The sequence below is a fragment of the Acinetobacter sp. ANC 5045 genome (assembly GCF_004331005.1).
GTDB classification, from domain to species: domain Bacteria; phylum Pseudomonadota; class Gammaproteobacteria; order Pseudomonadales; family Moraxellaceae; genus Acinetobacter; species Acinetobacter towneri.
Genome location: NZ_SJNS01000002.1, coordinates 155,898 through 173,949 on the forward strand (window position 1 = coordinate 155,898; position 18,052 = coordinate 173,949).

The 18,052-nt window shown below is 39.5% G+C and carries 15 protein-coding genes and 1 pseudogene; 6 read left to right on the plus strand and 10 right to left on the minus strand.

The features are described 5' to 3' along the window. Nucleotides 1–80: 80 nt before the first annotated feature. The 4 genes from E0H79_RS03685 to E0H79_RS03700 form a co-directional block, all read right to left on the minus strand. Nucleotides 81–725 carry an RluA family pseudouridine synthase gene (locus E0H79_RS03685; RefSeq protein ID WP_131260834.1) on the minus strand — a complete coding sequence of 215 codons (645 nt, stop codon included), beginning with the start codon at nucleotides 723–725 and terminating at the stop codon, nucleotides 81–83. Between the two features lie 486 nt (nucleotides 726–1,211). Next, nucleotides 1,212–2,513 (minus strand): glutamate-1-semialdehyde 2,1-aminomutase, encoded by a 1,302-nt coding sequence (gene hemL / locus E0H79_RS03690; RefSeq protein WP_131260835.1) that lies wholly within the window; start codon nucleotides 2,511–2,513, stop codon nucleotides 1,212–1,214. Nucleotides 2,514–2,560: 47 nt separating this feature from the next. Further along, the gene (gene thiE, locus E0H79_RS03695; RefSeq protein WP_026438372.1) at nucleotides 2,561–3,181 is read right to left on the minus strand and encodes a thiamine phosphate synthase; all 621 of its coding nucleotides are present in this window, start codon (nucleotides 3,179–3,181) and stop codon (nucleotides 2,561–2,563) included. A 643-nt stretch (nucleotides 3,182–3,824) separates the two neighbouring features. Next, entirely contained in the window at nucleotides 3,825–4,208 is a 384-nt protein-coding gene (locus E0H79_RS03700; RefSeq protein WP_004973016.1) for a DUF962 domain-containing protein, read from the minus strand. Nucleotides 4,209–4,449: 241 nt separating this feature from the next. On the opposite strand from E0H79_RS03700, the gene E0H79_RS03705 reads away from it, so the two are divergent. Together E0H79_RS03705 and E0H79_RS03710 are read left to right on the plus strand one after the other, a co-directional pair. Continuing rightward, entirely contained in the window at nucleotides 4,450–5,916 is a 1,467-nt protein-coding gene (locus E0H79_RS03705) for a CYTH domain-containing protein (protein WP_131260836.1), read from the plus strand. 204 nt (nucleotides 5,917–6,120) lie between these two features. Next, entirely contained in the window at nucleotides 6,121–7,587 is a 1,467-nt protein-coding gene (locus E0H79_RS03710) for a CHAD domain-containing protein (protein ID WP_131260837.1), read from the plus strand. A gap of 105 nt (nucleotides 7,588–7,692) precedes the next feature. Here E0H79_RS03710 and E0H79_RS03715 read toward each other — a convergent pair whose 3' ends face one another. Then, entirely contained in the window at nucleotides 7,693–8,325 is a 633-nt protein-coding gene (locus tag E0H79_RS03715) for a hypothetical protein (protein ID WP_131260838.1), read from the minus strand. Between the two features lie 108 nt (nucleotides 8,326–8,433). Between E0H79_RS03715 and E0H79_RS03720 the strand changes: the two genes are divergently transcribed. After that, complete coding sequence (locus tag E0H79_RS03720) at nucleotides 8,434–8,835, plus strand: DUF3144 domain-containing protein (protein ID WP_131260839.1); 402 nt, start codon at nucleotides 8,434–8,436, stop codon at nucleotides 8,833–8,835. Between the two features lie 141 nt (nucleotides 8,836–8,976). Then, a pseudogene (locus E0H79_RS03725) lies at nucleotides 8,977–10,040 on the plus strand (amidohydrolase family protein). Between the two features lie 96 nt (nucleotides 10,041–10,136). Here E0H79_RS03725 and E0H79_RS03730 read toward each other — a convergent pair. Beyond that, nucleotides 10,137–12,953, minus strand: a complete 2,817-nt coding sequence (locus tag E0H79_RS03730; RefSeq protein ID WP_131260840.1) for a M16 family metallopeptidase — start codon at nucleotides 12,951–12,953, stop codon at nucleotides 10,137–10,139. Nucleotides 12,954–13,176: 223 nt separating this feature from the next. Further along, nucleotides 13,177–13,998 carry a PhzF family phenazine biosynthesis protein gene (locus E0H79_RS03735; protein WP_131260872.1) on the minus strand — a complete coding sequence of 274 codons (822 nt, stop codon included), beginning with the start codon at nucleotides 13,996–13,998 and terminating at the stop codon, nucleotides 13,177–13,179. Between the two features lie 624 nt (nucleotides 13,999–14,622). Here E0H79_RS03735 and E0H79_RS03740 point away from each other — a divergent pair. Together E0H79_RS03740 and E0H79_RS03745 are read left to right on the plus strand one after the other, a co-directional pair. Beyond that, nucleotides 14,623–15,834 carry a tyrosine-type recombinase/integrase gene (locus E0H79_RS03740; protein ID WP_131260841.1) on the plus strand — a complete coding sequence of 404 codons (1,212 nt, stop codon included), beginning with the start codon at nucleotides 14,623–14,625 and terminating at the stop codon, nucleotides 15,832–15,834. A gap of 125 nt (nucleotides 15,835–15,959) precedes the next feature. After that, nucleotides 15,960–16,778 (plus strand): hypothetical protein, encoded by an 819-nt coding sequence (locus E0H79_RS03745; protein ID WP_131260842.1) that lies wholly within the window; start codon nucleotides 15,960–15,962, stop codon nucleotides 16,776–16,778. A 46-nt stretch (nucleotides 16,779–16,824) separates the two neighbouring features. Here the strand turns inward: E0H79_RS03745 and E0H79_RS03750 are convergent, their stop codons facing one another. Genes E0H79_RS03750 through E0H79_RS03760 form a run of 3 tightly spaced genes read right to left on the minus strand, consistent with a single transcriptional unit; the run spans nucleotide 16,825 to nucleotide 18,042 of the window. Further along, nucleotides 16,825–17,409 carry an N-acetylmuramidase family protein gene (locus E0H79_RS03750; protein ID WP_131260843.1) on the minus strand — a complete coding sequence of 195 codons (585 nt, stop codon included), beginning with the start codon at nucleotides 17,407–17,409 and terminating at the stop codon, nucleotides 16,825–16,827. Further along, entirely contained in the window at nucleotides 17,390–17,677 is a 288-nt protein-coding gene (locus tag E0H79_RS03755; RefSeq protein ID WP_131260844.1) for a hypothetical protein, read from the minus strand. Before E0H79_RS03755 ends, E0H79_RS03750 begins: the two co-directional genes overlap by 20 nt. Further along, a complete protein-coding gene (locus E0H79_RS03760) occupies nucleotides 17,674–18,042 on the minus strand; it encodes a hypothetical protein (RefSeq protein WP_131260873.1) in 369 nt (122 codons plus the stop codon). The genes E0H79_RS03755 and E0H79_RS03760 overlap by 4 nt, the downstream gene beginning before the upstream one ends. Between the last annotated feature and the right edge of the window lie 10 nt (nucleotides 18,043–18,052).

The following is an 18,052-nucleotide window of genomic DNA, read 5'->3' on the forward strand; positions in this document are numbered from 1 at the left end:
AGGGCGTATAGCAATATATTTTGACATAAAGCGCACTAAAAAGAGAGCCTAAAGCACAGGCTTTGCGTAATCTTTTTCGCTTAAAATGGGACTGGGCAAGTAAACTGTACACGTTGCTCAGTTTGTGGATGCAGAAAACTTAATTCTGCTGCATGTAAACACAAACGAGGCATGAGTTGTTGCTGTTCGGGCGTGGCATACAAAGTATCACCAATAATTGGATGACCTAAATATTGCATGTGTACTCGCAGTTGATGCGAACGACCTGTAATCGGCGTCAGTTGCACACGAGTCACAATTTGCCCCTGCAATTCAAATTGCTCCAATGCACGCCAATGCGTTAACGCAGGTTTGTTATGGGTTGCATCGGCAATGTGTAATGGAGGATGTGCAGGATCATAGACCACAGGCACATCTACAGTGCCTTCACCTTGCAGTTGCCCTGCCACCAATGCCTGATAGGTTTTATCGGTTTGGCGTTCTTGAAACTGACGCGAAATTTGTTTTTGCGCCCATTTCGTGAGTGCAAATACCAAAATACCCGAAGTATCACGATCTAAGCGATGAATCAGCAAAGTGCGCGGCTCAATTTTAACTAGACGACTCATCACACAATCTTGCAAATCTGCTGTTTTACCTGGAACGGTGAGTATGCCAGCGGGTTTATGTATCACCATAAACTCATCGTCACAATGAATCAGGTGTTCGCTTAGAAAATTACTCAATTTCAATTCCGGGCCGATCGTGAAAACAAGGCGGCAATAATAAAAAGCCTGACACAGAATTACAATGCAAAATACATCAATTCCCGATGAATTTTCCGATTTACATTCCTGAATCAGACAATCTGCTGAATTTTAAATCAGCCTGCTTTTAGAAATGTGGGTTTTATAGCATGCAGGAGGCTTTGTTGCATAAATATTTTTTAAGATACTGTTTTAAAGGTTTTTAAAATTTGGATAGAAAAATACAATGAAATCATAGTGCAAGATAGTTGCACAACAAAGCCGTTCTGAAGCTATATCTTTGATGGCGGGAGCAAATGAAGTAATAGGATTCATATTTAGTTTGACCAGGCTATTTTAGTGTTTAACAAGACGCTGATCTAAGCCTTTGATATTAAATTGAAGAGTATGTCTTCAATTTAACCTAAAGCATAGATATTTTGGAGATATCTATGCCTTTTAGGACAGTGTTAAGCAGAGGTCAAATTACGCCTTCATTTCCGCAAATGTTTCTTTTGCAGCTTGAATGGTGTAGGCAATATCTTCATCACTATGCGCAGATGAAATAAAGCCTGCTTCAAAAGCAGATGGCGCCAAGTTCACACCACGTTGCAACATTCCGTGGAAGAATTTACGGAAAGCATCGACATCGCAATTCAGCATAGAATCAAAACTGGTGATGTCATCTTGGTCAGTAAAATACAAACCAAACATCGCACCGACTTGTTGCGTCTTGAATGGGATACCTGCTTCATCTGCCGCAGCTTGTAAGCCTGCCAATAATTTTTCCAATTGCGCAGTTAAGTTTTCATAAAAACCTTCGGCACGTAAATGTTTAAACATTTCAATGCCTGCACGCATCGCTAATGGGTTACCCGACAAAGTACCTGCTTGATACACTTTACCTAATGGTGCAATACACTCCATGATTTCGCGTTTACCACCAAATGCACCTACTGGTAAGCCTGCACCAATAATTTTACCGAGTGTGGTCAAGTCTGGTTTAACATTATAATGTGCCTGAGCACCGCCCAAGCTAACACGGAAACCAGTCATCACTTCATCAATGATAAAAACTGCACCGTGTTCATCACAGACATCACGAATCGCTTGCAAGAAACCATCAATCGGTTTAACCAAGTTCATGTTGCCCGCAACAGGTTCAACAATCACCCCCGCAATTTCAGCACCAAACTTTGCAAAACATTCTTTTAAAGTGGCGATATCGTTATAGGGCAAAGTCAACGTGTGTTTGGCAAAATCGGCAGGAACACCCGCAGAAGTTGCTTCACCTTCACCACTGGTTAAAAGTCCTGAGCCTGCTTTGACCAACAGCGAATCTGAGTGTCCATGATAGCAACCTTCAAACTTAACGATTTTGTCGCGACCTGTATAACCACGCGCCAAACGAATTGCAGTCATGGTGGCTTCTGTACCTGAGTTGGTCATGCGAACCAATTCAATTGAAGGCATGATTTCGCAAATAATATCGGCCAAAGTCGTTTCATGCACCGTTGGCGCACCAAAACTCAAACCATCTTCAGCAGCAGCCTGCACTGCCTGAATAATAGCAGGATGGGCATGGCCTAAAATCATTGGCCCCCAAGAACCTACATAGTCAACATAGCGTTTGCCATCGACATCGTACAAATAAGCACCTTTGGCTTTTTCAATAAATACAGGGGTTCCGCCTACCCCGTTAAATGCGCGTACAGGTGAATTGACCCCACCTGGAATATGCTTATTGGCTTGTTTAAACAGTTGTTCTTGCTTTGGAGATAAGCTCATGGAGGCACTCAACTCAAAAAAATAAAATAAAAAATTAGCTGGCTGCTTTAAGCTTCTGCTTTGAAAAGTGCAGACCAATCATAAACACGCTGTGCAACAGTATGCATCGGACGTCTTAATATATCACTAATCACTGCACATAAATCTGCACCTGCTTCAATGACAGACTGACTGTTTTCAACAGTTAAACCACCAATCGCGCAAATTGGCACATTGAGTTGTTGCTTCGCCAGTGTGAGCGTGTCTAATGTAAGTGTACTTGCCTCAGGTTTAGTTTCAGTTGCATAGACTGCACCAAAAGCCACGTAGTTTGCACCATCGGCAATGGCTTGCTCTGCCAATTCAATCGAGTTATTACAACTGCGACCAATCAATACATCTTGTGGTAAACGTGCAACCGCTTCAACAATAGAGCCATCTTCTTGACCCAAATGTACGCCAACACCATATTTCACTGCAGTTTCAAGATCATCATTAATCACAAATGGCACTTTGTATTGATCACACATCGATTTCATATATTCAATTTCGTATGCCTGCTGAGCTTGAGGCACATTTTTACGGCGATATTGCAACACCGCGACTTCATAAGTTGCCATCGCCCCTTCTAATTTTGCCAAAAGCAGTTCGATAGGATCATCATTGGTAATCAAATATAAACCGCGCATAATCTCAGCCACAAATAATACAAGGTCTGTATTATTACACATTCAGGCGGCATGTGTCAGAACCTCAGACTCAACAAGTTTTTTTATAGGGGCTCTATAAGCTTCTATTTTGTTTGGGTTTTATTGAGTCAAAAACTTAAAAATACCAAATTCTAGTGATAGCGCTAAAAGATAGATTTAGCTTTAATTGAACTGCGCAAAACAAGAACTGCAACCAGTTCAATAAGATATGGATTTTAAAATCCATACGGGTGACTACAGCGAATAACGACATATTTAGGTCGCCCATTTAGACACATGATCATTTGTGCCAGAGCGCATGTGGGGATGCGACAAATGATCATGTGTCTATATTTTTTTCATACTTCTCTCTCAGTAACCTGCTTGCTCTATATCCTTGCTTAAAGATGAATGATTTCTGATTTAACACCATTCTGAATATAATTTTTCACATAAAAAAAGCCTAGAGAAAGGTCACTCTAGGCTTGGAAAGTCACAAACTTTTATCAACAAATTTGATGACACATTATTAGAATATTCACTCTATCATTTCAACAAAAAATTAATTTTATTTGTACATTTTTTATGAAAATAATCACATATCGTCTAGTTTTTGCCTAAACGGTATAACTAAACACTCAATTCAACTTGGAATTTTATCTTTAGCACGATCTTGCAAACTTAAATGACCACGTAAAACATCTGCAAACATCCGCCAGTCTGAAATAAAACTATACACAGGCTGTTTAAAACTGGCAGGTTTATTTTTTTCAAAAACAAAGTGCCCGACCCATGCACAGGCATAGCCTGCTAGCAAACCATAGAGTACATATTTGGCTTTTTTCTGGCGTATGGCTTTGCTCACACAATATAAACCGATACTGCTGCCAACAACGTGCAAACGACGGCTCATGATGTTGCGGTGTTCAGTTAAATAAAAACGGTAAAATGTTGAATAGTCCTGAATTGGCAATTCAAACTTGGGGTCTGGTGTCGGCTCAAATTCGGGCTTTGATGCTGCGTTCATGTTCATCATCCTGATGTTTATAAATTTGAATTATTTTTGCTACGCTCAACGACACTTTAAACTAAGCCAAAATAAAAACCAAACACTAAAAAGCCAGGGTCAAGTCTTACTTCTTGACATATTTTGGTTACAATCAAATGCACTTTTGCAAAACCTCGGTTCTGCAATTTTCACACATTTATAATACCAATTTGTTTGCCATTGCTTTGGCACAACATGCTTTAGGTTTAGGATATTTTTCATGGTCGAAGTTGAATTAAAATTTCAAATTCCAGTCGCACGTCGCACGGCACTACTCAAAACTTTAGACCCGAAAAAATCGACCCAGATTCCATTAAAAGCACGCTATTTTGATACATCCACACACAGTTTGTCCCATCATGGTATGGCGTTAAGACTGCGTTTAGAAGGCGAGCAATGGGTACAAACTTTAAAAGCGGCAGGTCAAAGTCATTTTCATAGTTTTGAACATAACCATCCGCTTGCAGCAACTGAAAATCCAGATACCCCACCTCAACTTGATCTGCAAATTTATCAAAACATTCCCGAAGCACAACAATTGCTAAATCAAGCTTTGGGGCAAAATTGGGATCAGTTAAAACTACAGTTTGAAACTGATATTCAACGTACCTCACGACTAATGACCATTGAAGATACTGACATTGAAATCAGTTTAGATGTTGGTCACATTCGTTGTGCAGGTGCCGAAGTTGAAGTACATGAGGTTGAGTTTGAACTGAAACAAGGTTCAATTCAGCAATTGCTAGCATTTAGTTTTGAATGGGTTAAAAAATTTCATTTATGGTTAGATGTACGCAATAAAGCAGAAATTGGACATTTGCTTTCTGTGCAGCAAAAAGTCAGCCCTGCGGCTCAGAGCAAAGAATTTCAATTCAGTAAAAAAGACCATGCAGACCAAAATTTACGCCTGTTAATTGCACAACAATTACAGCATTTATTGCCTAATATTGCCGCAATTTCTGCACAAGTTGCCGAGCAAAACCATATTGATCAGGCGCAGCTTGCTTTGCAGCATTTACAACTAACGCTGTCCTTATTTAAAGATTGGTCTAAGCATTTAGGCGACAAATGGGCCATGCAAATTGCAGCATTTAAACAACATTTTGATCACTTGAAGCATTTAGAACACATGCAAGCCACACTCGGCGCGTTTTTACAAAACCCGACGACTGCAGAAAATCTAAAAAAAGATACCTTATACGCCCAAGAAAAATTGGTCAATTTAGTCCGGTCAACGCAAAACGTGCATCACTATTTAGAATTATTGATGTTTAGTTTAGATGTGAGCGCTGACTCGGGTTTAGACTTAAAAACTGCCGCACAAAACACATTGCAACAGCAATATAAGCAGTTACATGAACAATTACAGCACAGTGATATTCACGATTTTGAAAGTTTAGATCAACTGGCTTTGCGTATTCAGGAGCTAAAATTCAGCTTCCCAATTTTGACGAATATTTATGATGTAAAAAATTTGCAGAAATATAGTAAAGCTTTGAATGATGCACAGCTTGCAGCACAGGAATATCAAGTGTTGGCATCTTCTGCAGCATACATTCAACAAACTGAATTGGAAGCGAGCGACTGGTTTGTTTTAGGTTGGCTCACTGCAAAACAGGAAGTGTATGCACAGCGTTTATTGGAAGCGACAGAACAATTTATGGTGAGCCGTAAATTCTTAAAATAAGTATCCTTAACATCCTCAAAGCACACGCTAAAAATACTGCAATACAACGGCAGCCTTGTGAATATTCATTCGGCTGCTTTGTGTTAAAAACTGAATACAAATTATTTTATTTTTCAAGCTTTTGTTCACAATTCTCCCCTTGTTCATTTATAGATTTACACTATAGTAAAGAGAACTTATCTTGTTTCATCGAGGGCATTCCCGATGTGTGAAATAGAATTAAAATTTCAAATTCCACACAACTATCGTGCGGCATTTGAAAAAGCATTTAAAAAGAACAAACTGGTTCAACAACAACGCTTATGGGCTAAATATTATGATAGTCCTGAACAGCACTTAGCCAAGCAACGCATTGCCCTGCGTCAGCGTTTAGAGGGCGATATTTGGAAACAAACTTTAAAAGCGCCTAGTCCACAACATTATGAACGCTTTGAGCTTGAACATGAATTAGGACATGATGCGCCTGAATTGTGTGATTTGGCATGTTATGAAAATCATAAACAAGCACGAAAGATTTTAAAAAAAGCCTTAGACGGTTCAGAGGTAGATTTAACCCTGCAGTTTGAAACCGATGTTTTACGCTACAGCCAATTGGCACATTATAAAAACAGCCAAATTGAAGTTGCTTTTGATTTAGGTGAAATCCGCCAAAGCAAAAATTCGGTTGAAATTTACGAAGTTGAGTTTGAACTGAAACAAGGTGAAATTGCAGACTTAATTGCCTATATTCAGCCGTGGATTAAAAAATATCATTTATGGCTCGACACACGCAGTAAATCGCAGCGTGGCAATATGCTGTATAACAATGAAACCATGATTCCTGTACAGCAGCAAAGTACCTTGCAATTGCAACACCCCGAAAATATGCATGAGTTGTTGGCGCAAATTACCCAGAATTGTTTGGCACACTTGCTGCCAAATGCAACTGCGATTGCCAGTCAAGATTATGCCAGTGGGCATGTGCATCAAGCGCGTGTTGCCATTCGACGTTTACGCAGTGCCTTAAAAATTTTTGCTGAATATGATGCGTTGGCAAATAACAATTGGGAAAGTCAATTGGCGACACTTTTTCAGCAGTTAGGTTCGACCCGCGATCAAGATGCTTTGCGCGAAAGTCTGATTCCGCAACTTGAAAATGCAGGCTCACCTATTACCGAACTACCACCTGCAGCATCTGAAAACATTGCGATTGATGCAATTTTCCGCTCACCGACCACAACCTTATTACTGTTACAACTTATGAGTTTTGCACATTCGGCTGCGATTGCAGATGCAGAATCAAAACCATTCAAAAAAGTGTTACGTAAACGCTTGCAGAAATTGCATCAACAAATTTGTGATGATGCAGGTCATTTCCAAACCTTAGATGTGGACTCTAAACACCGCACACGTAAGCGTGTGAAACGCTTACGCTATACCGTGGAGTTTGTGAGCAGTTTATTTGCAGAAGATGATGTCAAAACATATTTAAAAACTCTAAAACCATTACAGGAAACTTTAGGACATTTTAATGATTTGATGGTGGCACAAGGTTTATTCGAAAGCCATACCCAAGCGGAACCGAAAACATGGTTTGTATTGGGATGGATTGCGTCTGAAGAGCGTCATATTTCCATACAGATCGAACAGGATTTACAGCAGTTTGCTGAAAGTCAGCCTTTTTGGTCGTAGTTAAAGTTTGATCATCAATCAATGATCACCTTTAAGCTCAACAGAGATGCATTTCATTTTGAGCTTTTTTATATTTAATCTTAATATTGCACACTTTCTAAAAGCTTAACGATATTTACCAAATACTTTCCATGTTTGGTTATCCGCTAAAGGGTCTTGATAGCTGTCACTGCGCTGCTTACGTGGCTTATCGCGCGCATCGACCAGTTCAAAATGCGGTTCAACACTTAACACAATACCATTCACATAAAAACGGGTGCGCGTGTAGTCACTTTGCCCATGCTGAAACACATAAGTACGCAAATCAATAAACTCACGATGTGCCACCAGTGCTGCATTGTCATCACTGTCTAACCAACGCTGCATGAGCTGAATTTCCTGCGGTTCAAATTGCCCACATTTTTCGATCAGGCTGGCAATCCCCCGAAAAGTTTTCGATTCTTTGGCGCGGGTTTTATTCACTCGAATCCGATCGACATGAAAATAAAATAAGGGCAAGTTCAAATGACTGGGTAAATGCACCGCATCAATGACTGCATCTTGCATAAAAGGCTGAAATAAATCCTGTGCACGTTCAATCAACCCTCTCCATTGTTTATAGTATTCTACTACTTCTGCGCGTGTTCCATAATAAATCGGCAAGCCTTCAACATGGGCAAGTTGCACGGGTGGCCAAATATTTTGACGTAATAAAGCAATGTCGCTTTTTAAACTTTGTACCGCAATCGCATCTTGCATCAACCACTCCAATTTTGCTTAGGCTATTTTTAGCTTAAGGCAAAGGTTTTGTTTCTGCAAGGCTTTGCCTATAATGAAACATTCAGATTTTTAGCTTAGGAAAAATTCATGGTTCAAAAGATTGAAGCAACCGATGTAACCGAAGAAGAAGCATTAAATGCGGCTTTTTTTGAACGTGCCGATGAATTTATTAAACAGGCCAATGACTTCTGTCATTTTGAAAAAGGCTCCACAGTAAAACCTGCCGAAATTCGTGGTCAGGTGAGTGCTGCCATGTTATTTGCTACTGCACGTTTTAATACTTGGGTGGCAGCCAATAATTTTAAAGATGGCAATGAAATGCGCGATGCCAAAGACCAAGTTATGTCATATATCTTGCAGCAATTTCAAATGATGCTTGAAGATAACTATGATGAATATTGCGAACAGTTTGAAAACTATTTGCGCTTCCGTCACAACGAAGAATTTCATACCCATAAACATGATCACGACCACTCGCACGATCATTAATTTTGCATATAAACAAAGCCCTACGGGGCTTTTTTATTGCGGCTAATTTTCAAACTTGTAGATTTCGATAAATAACCCTTCCCTTTTGTAACATGATGGCTTTGAATAGTGAAATAATAGCGTCATAAAAACAGGATCATTATGCAGAATCTAGGATTTGCACTCATTGATGCACATATTCATCAGTGGGATCCGTACAACACGCCACACAGCGCACGACTTGCTGTTAAGCTTTTGGGCAAGCATCCCAATTTGCTAGATAAAACCATCCGCCTGATAAAACCGAAAACACTCATTGAAACTTTGGGACGCACCGAGCACGTCACATCGCCCTATTTACCTGAGCATTATGCCCGCGACTTAGGTTTTTATACGGCTGAAAAAGTTGTGCATATTGAAGCCAATTGGCACAACCATAAAGGCAAAGGTGTAGTTGGTGAAACCGAATTTATAGAAAGTCTGGATTTTAAAAATAATGGTTTGGCTTTGGGCGCGATTGTCGCCACTGCAGACCCGCGCGATTCTAATTTTAAGAAAATTCTCAAATTACATCACAAAGCTTCTCCGCATTTTCGCGGAATTCGTAAAATGGCAGCCGTGCATGAAGATCGCGGGATTTTTGCTTGGGCAGACGAACCACACTTATATCGGAACAAAAAGTTTCTAAAAGGTTTTGAAGCTTTGGCGCAATATAATTTAAGTTTTGATGCATGGACGTATTCGACCCAATTGGGCGATGTCTTGGCGCTGGCTAAACAATTTCCAGAAACTTCTATTGTACTTGACCATTTGGGCACACCTGCAGGGCTGTTCGGGCAAGTTGGACACATACAGGCGTGACCAAAACAGCACGGGAAAACATTCTGTTTCGTTGGCAAGAAGATATTGCCGAGTTGGCACACTGTCCAAATGTTTACAGCAAAATTTCAGGGTTATTTATGCCTGTTTTAGGACATCAATTTCACTTGCAAAAACGTGAAGCCTCAAAACAGGAAATTATAGATTTAACTGCACCACTGATTCAGCATGCCTTACAAAGCTTTGGAATATATCGGTTGATGTTTGCTTCCAATTTTCCAATGGATCGAGTGAGCACGTCTTTGGTCAATTTAATTGATGCGACTAGTGATATTGTTGCGGCCTATCATCCAAATGCTTTGCAGCAAGTGTTTCATCATAATGCCAAACAGTTTTATCGTTTATAAAGCTTTAGCCAATTGAGCATAGATAGCAAACTTGAAGACAAAAAACGCATCGAAATGGATGCGTTTTTTGTATCTGCTCAAAATTAAATTGAATTTTTATTTAGACTGCGGCTTTAACGGCAGCACCTCAACATTGGCTTGACCATATTGATCGGCGGCTACTTCAAGCAAATGTTCTAAGCGTAAATATTTCTGAATCACAGCATCTACATCGGCTTTGCTGAGTTTTGCCAACGCTTGATCACGTCGTTCACGATAGCGTAAATCACGACCTTGTTCTAATTGTGGCACCAACATACGGTGGATACTGCGTTCATCTTCTAAGGCAGTCACACGTTTTTTCAAAATATCGGCTTTTGCAGCTTCAACTTCTTGCAAGCTGACACCATCACGGCGCAAATCCTGCAACACTTTATGCACCGCCTGTGACACTTGAGCCGACTTGCCTGCACTGTATTGTGCAGAAATACTGAGCGCACCCGATTGTTCAAATTCACTTAAACTCAAACCACTACTAAAACCATAAACCAATGCATTTTTTTCACGTAATTCTTGCGCCAAACGTGAAGACAATTGCGATTCGCCCAAAATATAACTCAACACCATCATGGCAGGTGTATCAGGATGATTCACACCCAAAGGTAAGGTCAATAAACTTTGATAACTACCAAATTCGCGCTGTTCTGCCAATACATGCAACTTTTTCGCAGGATATGCCGTATAGGCTGAATCTAAGCGTTGATACGCTTCCGTATTGCGTGATTGTCCTAAACGCTGAACTAAAGTTTTTTTGATTTGTTTCGGATCAAACTCACCTGTAATGGCAATATGTGCATGATTCATAGCAAAAAATTGACGATATAACTGCTGCACCTGCGCTTGGGTTGCAACTTGTAGTTGTTGCTTCGCAAATTCAGGCTCGAAGTGATAACGTAAATCGCCCTGCGGGTAAATTTCAATTAAACGCGCCATAGTCAAAGCTGCCACAGTTTCAGGCTCGGTATAAGGTCGTTCTAAACTGGATAAACTTTGAGAACGAATTAAATCAAACTGACTTTGCTCAAAGCTTGGATTTTGCATGACATCTAAAACAAAGTTAAAAAACGCATTAAACTTTTCTTTTTTTGCCACAATTTGAATATGAATCGCATTAGCATCGGCTTGGGCAAACGCTGAACCGCCTGCAGCAATTGACTGATCGGCAATGTCTTGCAAGCTATGCTCTTGAGATGCACGCAGCAACAAATATGCGGTTAAATCTAAAATTTCGCCCTGCTTAAATAAAGATTGTGCCGTACCAAAATTTACCGAAATAGTGGCATAGGTTTTATCATCACGAGTTGCAGTTGGAAATAATGCATACTTGGCACCATTTTTTAAGCTGCCACGCTGAATCTTTTTTTCATTTTGAATCAAAGCTTGTTTAGATTTTTGCACATAGTCTGTCACTTCTTGCTGATAACTTTTCACATCTTTCAAAGGTGTAACAGGTGTATCTTGCTGATCTAAAGTTTTTGCTGTATTTAGATTATTTTTTGCTGTGAGTGCCTGTTTTTGATCTTCAGGTGTGGGCTGAATATCGCCAATGACCCGATGCTGTGCAGTGAAGAACTGTTTTAAACGCTGATTTAGTTCATCTGCATTTAACTGTTGAATATTGTTTAAATCACGCCAATATTGTGTCCAATCACCCTGATAAGCCACAGCATAATCACTCAAGCGACCACCCAAAGCCACCGCATCATTCATCACACTGTCTGCCTGATTTTGAATCAGGTTTTTGACGCGTTGTAACTCAGCATCATCAAAGTTTTTTGCCTGTTCGATGCTTTGATTCAAGCCAGTTTGTACTTGCTTGGCATCGTGATTGGGTGCATACAAAGCCCCCATCAACACCAAATTAAAATCTTGATCTAACCATGTGCTGGACTGCACCATGGTACTTTTGCCTGTTTCTACCAGTGCTTGATACAAATGCCCACTCGGTTGCAATGTATGTAAATATGGTGACAGCACCAAAGCGGTTTTGATCTTTTCGTCATTGCCATTTAAATACAGATTAAACTTGGCCAGTTGACTGCCCTTTTGTACCACAAAATTTCGTTGCTGAATTTTGTTGCTGTCTAATCGTGGCACTTGTACTTGTTTGGGAATTTGTCGTGCTGCAATTGGACTAAAATGTTGATCAATTTGTTTTAACACCGCTGCCTGATCAAACTTGCCTGTCATCACTAAAATGGCATTATTCGGCGCGTACCATGTGCGATAAAATTGATTTAACTCCTGCATTTTAATGGATTGCAGTTCATTTAAATCGCCAATGGGTAAGCGTCCGAAATACTGATTGCCATAGGCCGATTTCCACACCTGATCTAACAAGACTGAAAACGGTTGATCCATACGCACTTCGCGTTCACGCTTTACAATCGCAATTTCGGCAGGCACATATTTTTCCTGCATGACCAATTTATCCATGCGTTCCGCTTCAAGATAAATCATCTCATTGACGGCGCGAGTTTCAGGACGAATGATGTTGGTGTATTTAGTCGAGTAATAGTCGGTGCTGGCATTGTGCATTAAACTATATTGATCTAAACGGCGCTGAAACTCCTCGGCAGGTACGTTTTCTGTACCTTTAAATGCCAAATGTTCCAACAAGTGTGCCAAACCACCTTTGCCTTGTGGATCATTCAATGAACCCGTTAAATACACCATATTCATAAAGACTTTATTTTCTTTCTGATTGGGTGCCAAAATGACTTTTAAGCCATTATCAAGTTGATATTCTTGTATTTCTTGCTTAGATTTTACTAAAACTGGCTGCGCGAAAATCACGCCATTAAATGCCAGTACACATAAAGATAAAGTGAGAGTTTTAAAACGTAGCAACTTCTTTTTCCCGATTGATTTCATTCTATTTTTTGATTTGCCATGAAATATGACAATTTTCAACTTGAGCGCAAACAGCATAACAAGCTGCAATTAAACCCACAGTAAATATTTGCAAATGATGTGATTTAAAACCGAGCAAAAAATCTAGCAGACTTCTCTCATCTCAGCTTTATCTCTAAAATAAAGTAAAGTGAAAACTCAATTCATTTTAAATGGATGAAAGAAGTCTAATGCGAGGTATGGTTTAAATCATAATTTCGCCCTGCAAATATAGCTGTGCATAACCTGAAATTTCGATACGATCATTAGGCAAAATCTTGCAATACAGTACGCCCCCTCGGGCTGAAGCCTGATATGCCACAAGTTCGGTTTGCTGTAATTTTTCTGCCCAAAGCGGTGCAATCGCAGTATGAATTGAACCTGTAACAGGGTCTTCTGCAATCCCCATAGCAGGTGCAAAATAGCGCGATACGCAGTCATACTGTGTATTTGCAGATGCAGTAATCGCAACATCAACACTCGACTGCGCCGTAATGGCTGTGCGCAATTGTCCCAATTGTTTTAATAATTCAAGATTAGGCTGTTCATCTAGCACATCTTGTACCGATTCATATTCCACAATATAGGCTTGAGCATTGATATAGACGTTTTTAAACGGTTTAGTTAACGCTTGATGCAAAATGTCGGGATAATCTGTAACTTGCTGTGCAGCACGAATCGGGAAATTCATGCAAATTTTGCCATCTTGCTGTTGCTGAACTGTAAAAATCCCCAAATTTTTCACATGAAATTGAATTGTCTTTGCCTCGGTATAATCCTTAAATAAAACAAAGCTGCTGGCAAGTGTAGCATGTCCACAAAAATCGACTTCTGTTGTGGGTGTAAACCAGCGAATTTCAAAGTTTTCAGCATCTATCATTTTGACAAAAGCGGTTTCAGATAGATTGTTTTCCAATGCGATATTTTGCATTAAATCATCAGCTAACCATGTTTTACTGACAAGCACCGCGGCAGGATTACCTTTGAATAGTTCGTGGCTAAAAGCATCGACTTGGTAAATTTTCATTAATGAACTCATGATCCTAAAAATATATACACTTATTTCATCTTAAGTTCTTTTCACTATAAGTGCCTAGCCAATTTCTGTACTTTCAATCTGCCAAGCGGGTTGATTTTGGACTAATTCGGCATAAAGCGAGCAGTAGTATCAGGGAAGTATGTTATTGGCTGTGATGCCAAGTTTGTAAAAGCTGTCTTCTTTAGCCCAACATTGGGCTTTTTAGCGCTTAGCTTTCTAGTTTTTAATCGTTGTGATACTGCTGCTCATTTTGGCAAGCACACCAAAAAAATATTTATCAATAAGCAATACTTTCCCCCATTCTTATCGCATAATAGAGCCATCTCAAACGCACTGTATTTGCGATTTAATTGGAAATCGCCCGTTTTTCCTTTTAAATACTCTCAATTTTCCCAATTTATTGAATTTAAAGAAGCATTTCTTATGAAAATCGTCATCTTAAATAATTCTGATAATTAAATTCTGTATTAGTCTGCATTAGTCTGTCAAAACCACACTACTTCAGCACGTTATAAAAATACTAATCTATTTTAATCGTTTTCAATCTATTCTAATCCGACATAAAAACGGGTATCGTAACGGGTAACTTATATTTTACCCATGTTACCCGTCATGCTTACAGATGCAAAAGTTAAAACTCTAAAGCCGCAGGACAAAGTGTATCGTTTGCTTGATGCTGAACGCCTTTACATTGAGGTTCGTCCAACTGGCAAGAAAATATGGAGATTCAAGTACACTGTAGATGGTAAAGAAGGCACTATAAGTTTTGGCGAATATCCTGCTGTCACCCTGCAAGAAGCAAGAAAATTAAAAGATGAAGCACGTGCGAAGTTGGCTCAAGGATTAAACCCATCTACAGAAAAGAAAAAAGAAAAGCTAGAAAGAAGAATTAAGGCAAGTAACACATTCAAAGCAATAGCAGAAGAATATGCAGCCGAGCAAATGAAACATAAGTCTGCCGACTATGTTGAACGCTTTAGAAACTGTATGAAAATGGATGTGTATAAAGAGATTGGTTCAATGCCAATTAAGGAAATTACGTCAGCACACATATTCAGTATAATGAGGAATACGGTTCAACGAATCAGCAGTTCCCCAAGATTTGGCACTGGAGAGGCGGCAGCAAATCTAAATCGTCGCTTCATTGGGCTTGTAATGAGGTACGCCATCATTACATCAAGACTCGATAATGACCCAACCTATGCACTAAGAAGTGTTATTTCTCAACCTGAAGTTGAGCATGCTCGCCCATTAAATCCGCAGGAAAGGAAAGCTTTGCGGGAAAAATTTAAAAGTTATAACGGATCAACTACTGTTAGAAATGCTGGTCTTGCCATGCTTTACTCAATGCTGAGAACTGTTGAGATTAGAAAATTGGAATGGTCATACATTGATTTTGACGCAAAGACCATCACTCTGCCTAGATCATCAAGGCAAGCGCAACAAGAACGAGTAATGAAAAGAAATAGGACGCATGTCGTGCCTATGTCTACACAGCTTTACGACCTATTGTTAAAGCAGAAAACCGTATCAGGTGATCAGATTTATGTGTTTCCATCACCGCAAAAGCGCAACTGCATGTTGTCGCGTACCACATTAAATAGAATGCTTGAATACATGGGACTATCTGCTGTCACAGCACACGATTTCCGTGCCACTGCCTCTACCCTGCTGAATGAGCATGGCTATGATGAAAAATGGATTGAAGCACAGTTAGCACATGCAGATGATAACAAGACACGAGCATCATACAATCATGCTAAATATTTGGCTGACCGTAGAAAGATGATGCAGGATTGGGCAGATATGGTGGATAGTTGGTGATTTGATGTATCCTAAATCAGCAAACCCCAACACGCCATGCTGCGTAGGGTTTGCGCCATAGAAAAATAGAAAAGCGGATTTTAAATAAAACTGGAGTTGATATAGTTAATGAGTGGAATAAATAAATGATGAATCTTTTATATGGGAGTTCAGACTTTAATGATCTTCTGCAGGAGTGCTACCTAACTCAGTCATCATTCCTTTCTGGGATAGAGTTTCTTATAAAAGCCAATGTTTACGACAATAAGGATGGATTGTTTTATTCTTCATTTTTTAATCTAAGTATAGGTATCGAAAGATTTTTAAAAATAGCTCTGGTTACCGAATACATGTATTCAAACAATTTTCAAAAACCTGACTTTAAATATTTAAAAAGTAAAAACCACAATTTAATTACTAGTTTTAATGATTGTTCAGATGTTTTTAAAAAACACGGTGTTGACATTTCACATATTAATGAAACACACCAAGCATTTGAACTGTTTAATTTTTTAAGTACATATGCTGAAAAAACTAGATATCAAAACCTAAATAAGCTAACAAATAGTAAGGCGGCCAACCAAATACACCCTATGCACTCCTGGATGAATCTTTCAGAGGATTATTTGAGGAAATATATTAAGAATGAAAAAATTAACACCGAACTATTAAAACATTACTCTAAATACCCCCTAGTCAGTGGTGTAACGCATTACCTAGACTTTAATGGAGCGCCATTATTGGCAATAGATTTGCTTATGTATCAATACATAATTAAAAAATCTAGGCCCTATATGCTTAATGATTTAATCCAGACACTAAAGCCTATACACCAAGCATTAAATATAATTTCACTAGAGGCAAACAATGGTCCCAATGCTGATTTTTCCAGTAAAGTGCCCATACCATATTATGGTGATTTATTTCCTTTTTTTATGCAGATACAGAAACTTTCAAAAAAGTAAAAAACTGGATTCATCGATATAATAGATAAGCTTGTACGAACAGCCCTCATTTGAGGGCTTTCTTATAAGCATTACCAAGCTTCACATCATAAGAATTTCTAGCATAAGCGGGACCATTGTAGCCACGTGCAAATGCTTTCCAGTCCTTATTCTTTAAAGCATTAATCAGCTTGTTTGTCACAATATAGCGGCACATTGCTTCAAGCTGTGATGCTTCGTCACGATACATCGCATTAATGAAATTCTGCAAAGTTGAGTAGCCTAATGCTTTCCAGTGATACCCCATCACCTGCCCGATTCCCCAAGATGCTGACTCTAAAGCCGAATCGCGATGATATTGAGCAGCTGCATTCAAACGCCTGTGCTGTGCAGAATACAAGCCATAGTTGCCCATGGTTTTACTGCACAGATCGGGACGCTCACGCATGGCCTTGTCTGCTATTGCTGCTTTGCCGTTTGCAATCAGCCGCTGCCGAAATACATGACGTTCAAATAGAATCACTGGTGTACCGTCAGTATTAAATCCACTGCCCTTGCATTCGACCTCAATCACGGCTTTTAATGCAGCAGCTTCAATGCCAAGTTTTGAGGCTTGCGCTTGAATCTGAGCTTCAGTTAGTTTTTTGCTCATCATTATCCCCGTGCAATTCTGGCTGATACTTCAATCGTGAAAAAATACTTAACACATTGTTTAAAAAGCCAAGCCACAACACCCATGAATGCGGCAACAGTTCTTTAATTTCTTGCGGTACTGCAGCCCAAAATTGCGGAAAGTTAGCGCCAAACAACCACAACAACTCGAAAGCTGCATACATTAAGACGTAAAAAAAGGCGCTTAATGCGCCTAACTGTACCGACTTGAGTTTCCAAGCCTGTTTCCAATCTTCAATTAATTTCACTTGCCACCCCCAACAATCGCAATAAATGCAGATTTCACTTCGGCAATTACCTCTGCCAGCGACTTACCATGCATCAGTGCAATAGACTGGTAAGCAATACCAATCGTCAGCAATCCGAATACAGCAAAAATCAGCATCACAAAGCCTTGTGCCATGTGTGAATATTGATCTAATTCGTAGTATTCAATGAAGGCTGCACCTCCATATAAGCTGACCGATACACTAAATAAAAACTTGCCGATAACACCAAGTGTGACTTGGATTTTCCCATCCTTATCAATATCCCCGCTAAGCACCAAGGCGAGAATAGCCCCCACAACTGCTGGAACTAATTTAATGACCCACGGTAACGTGTTTTCTTGCATTGTCTTTTCT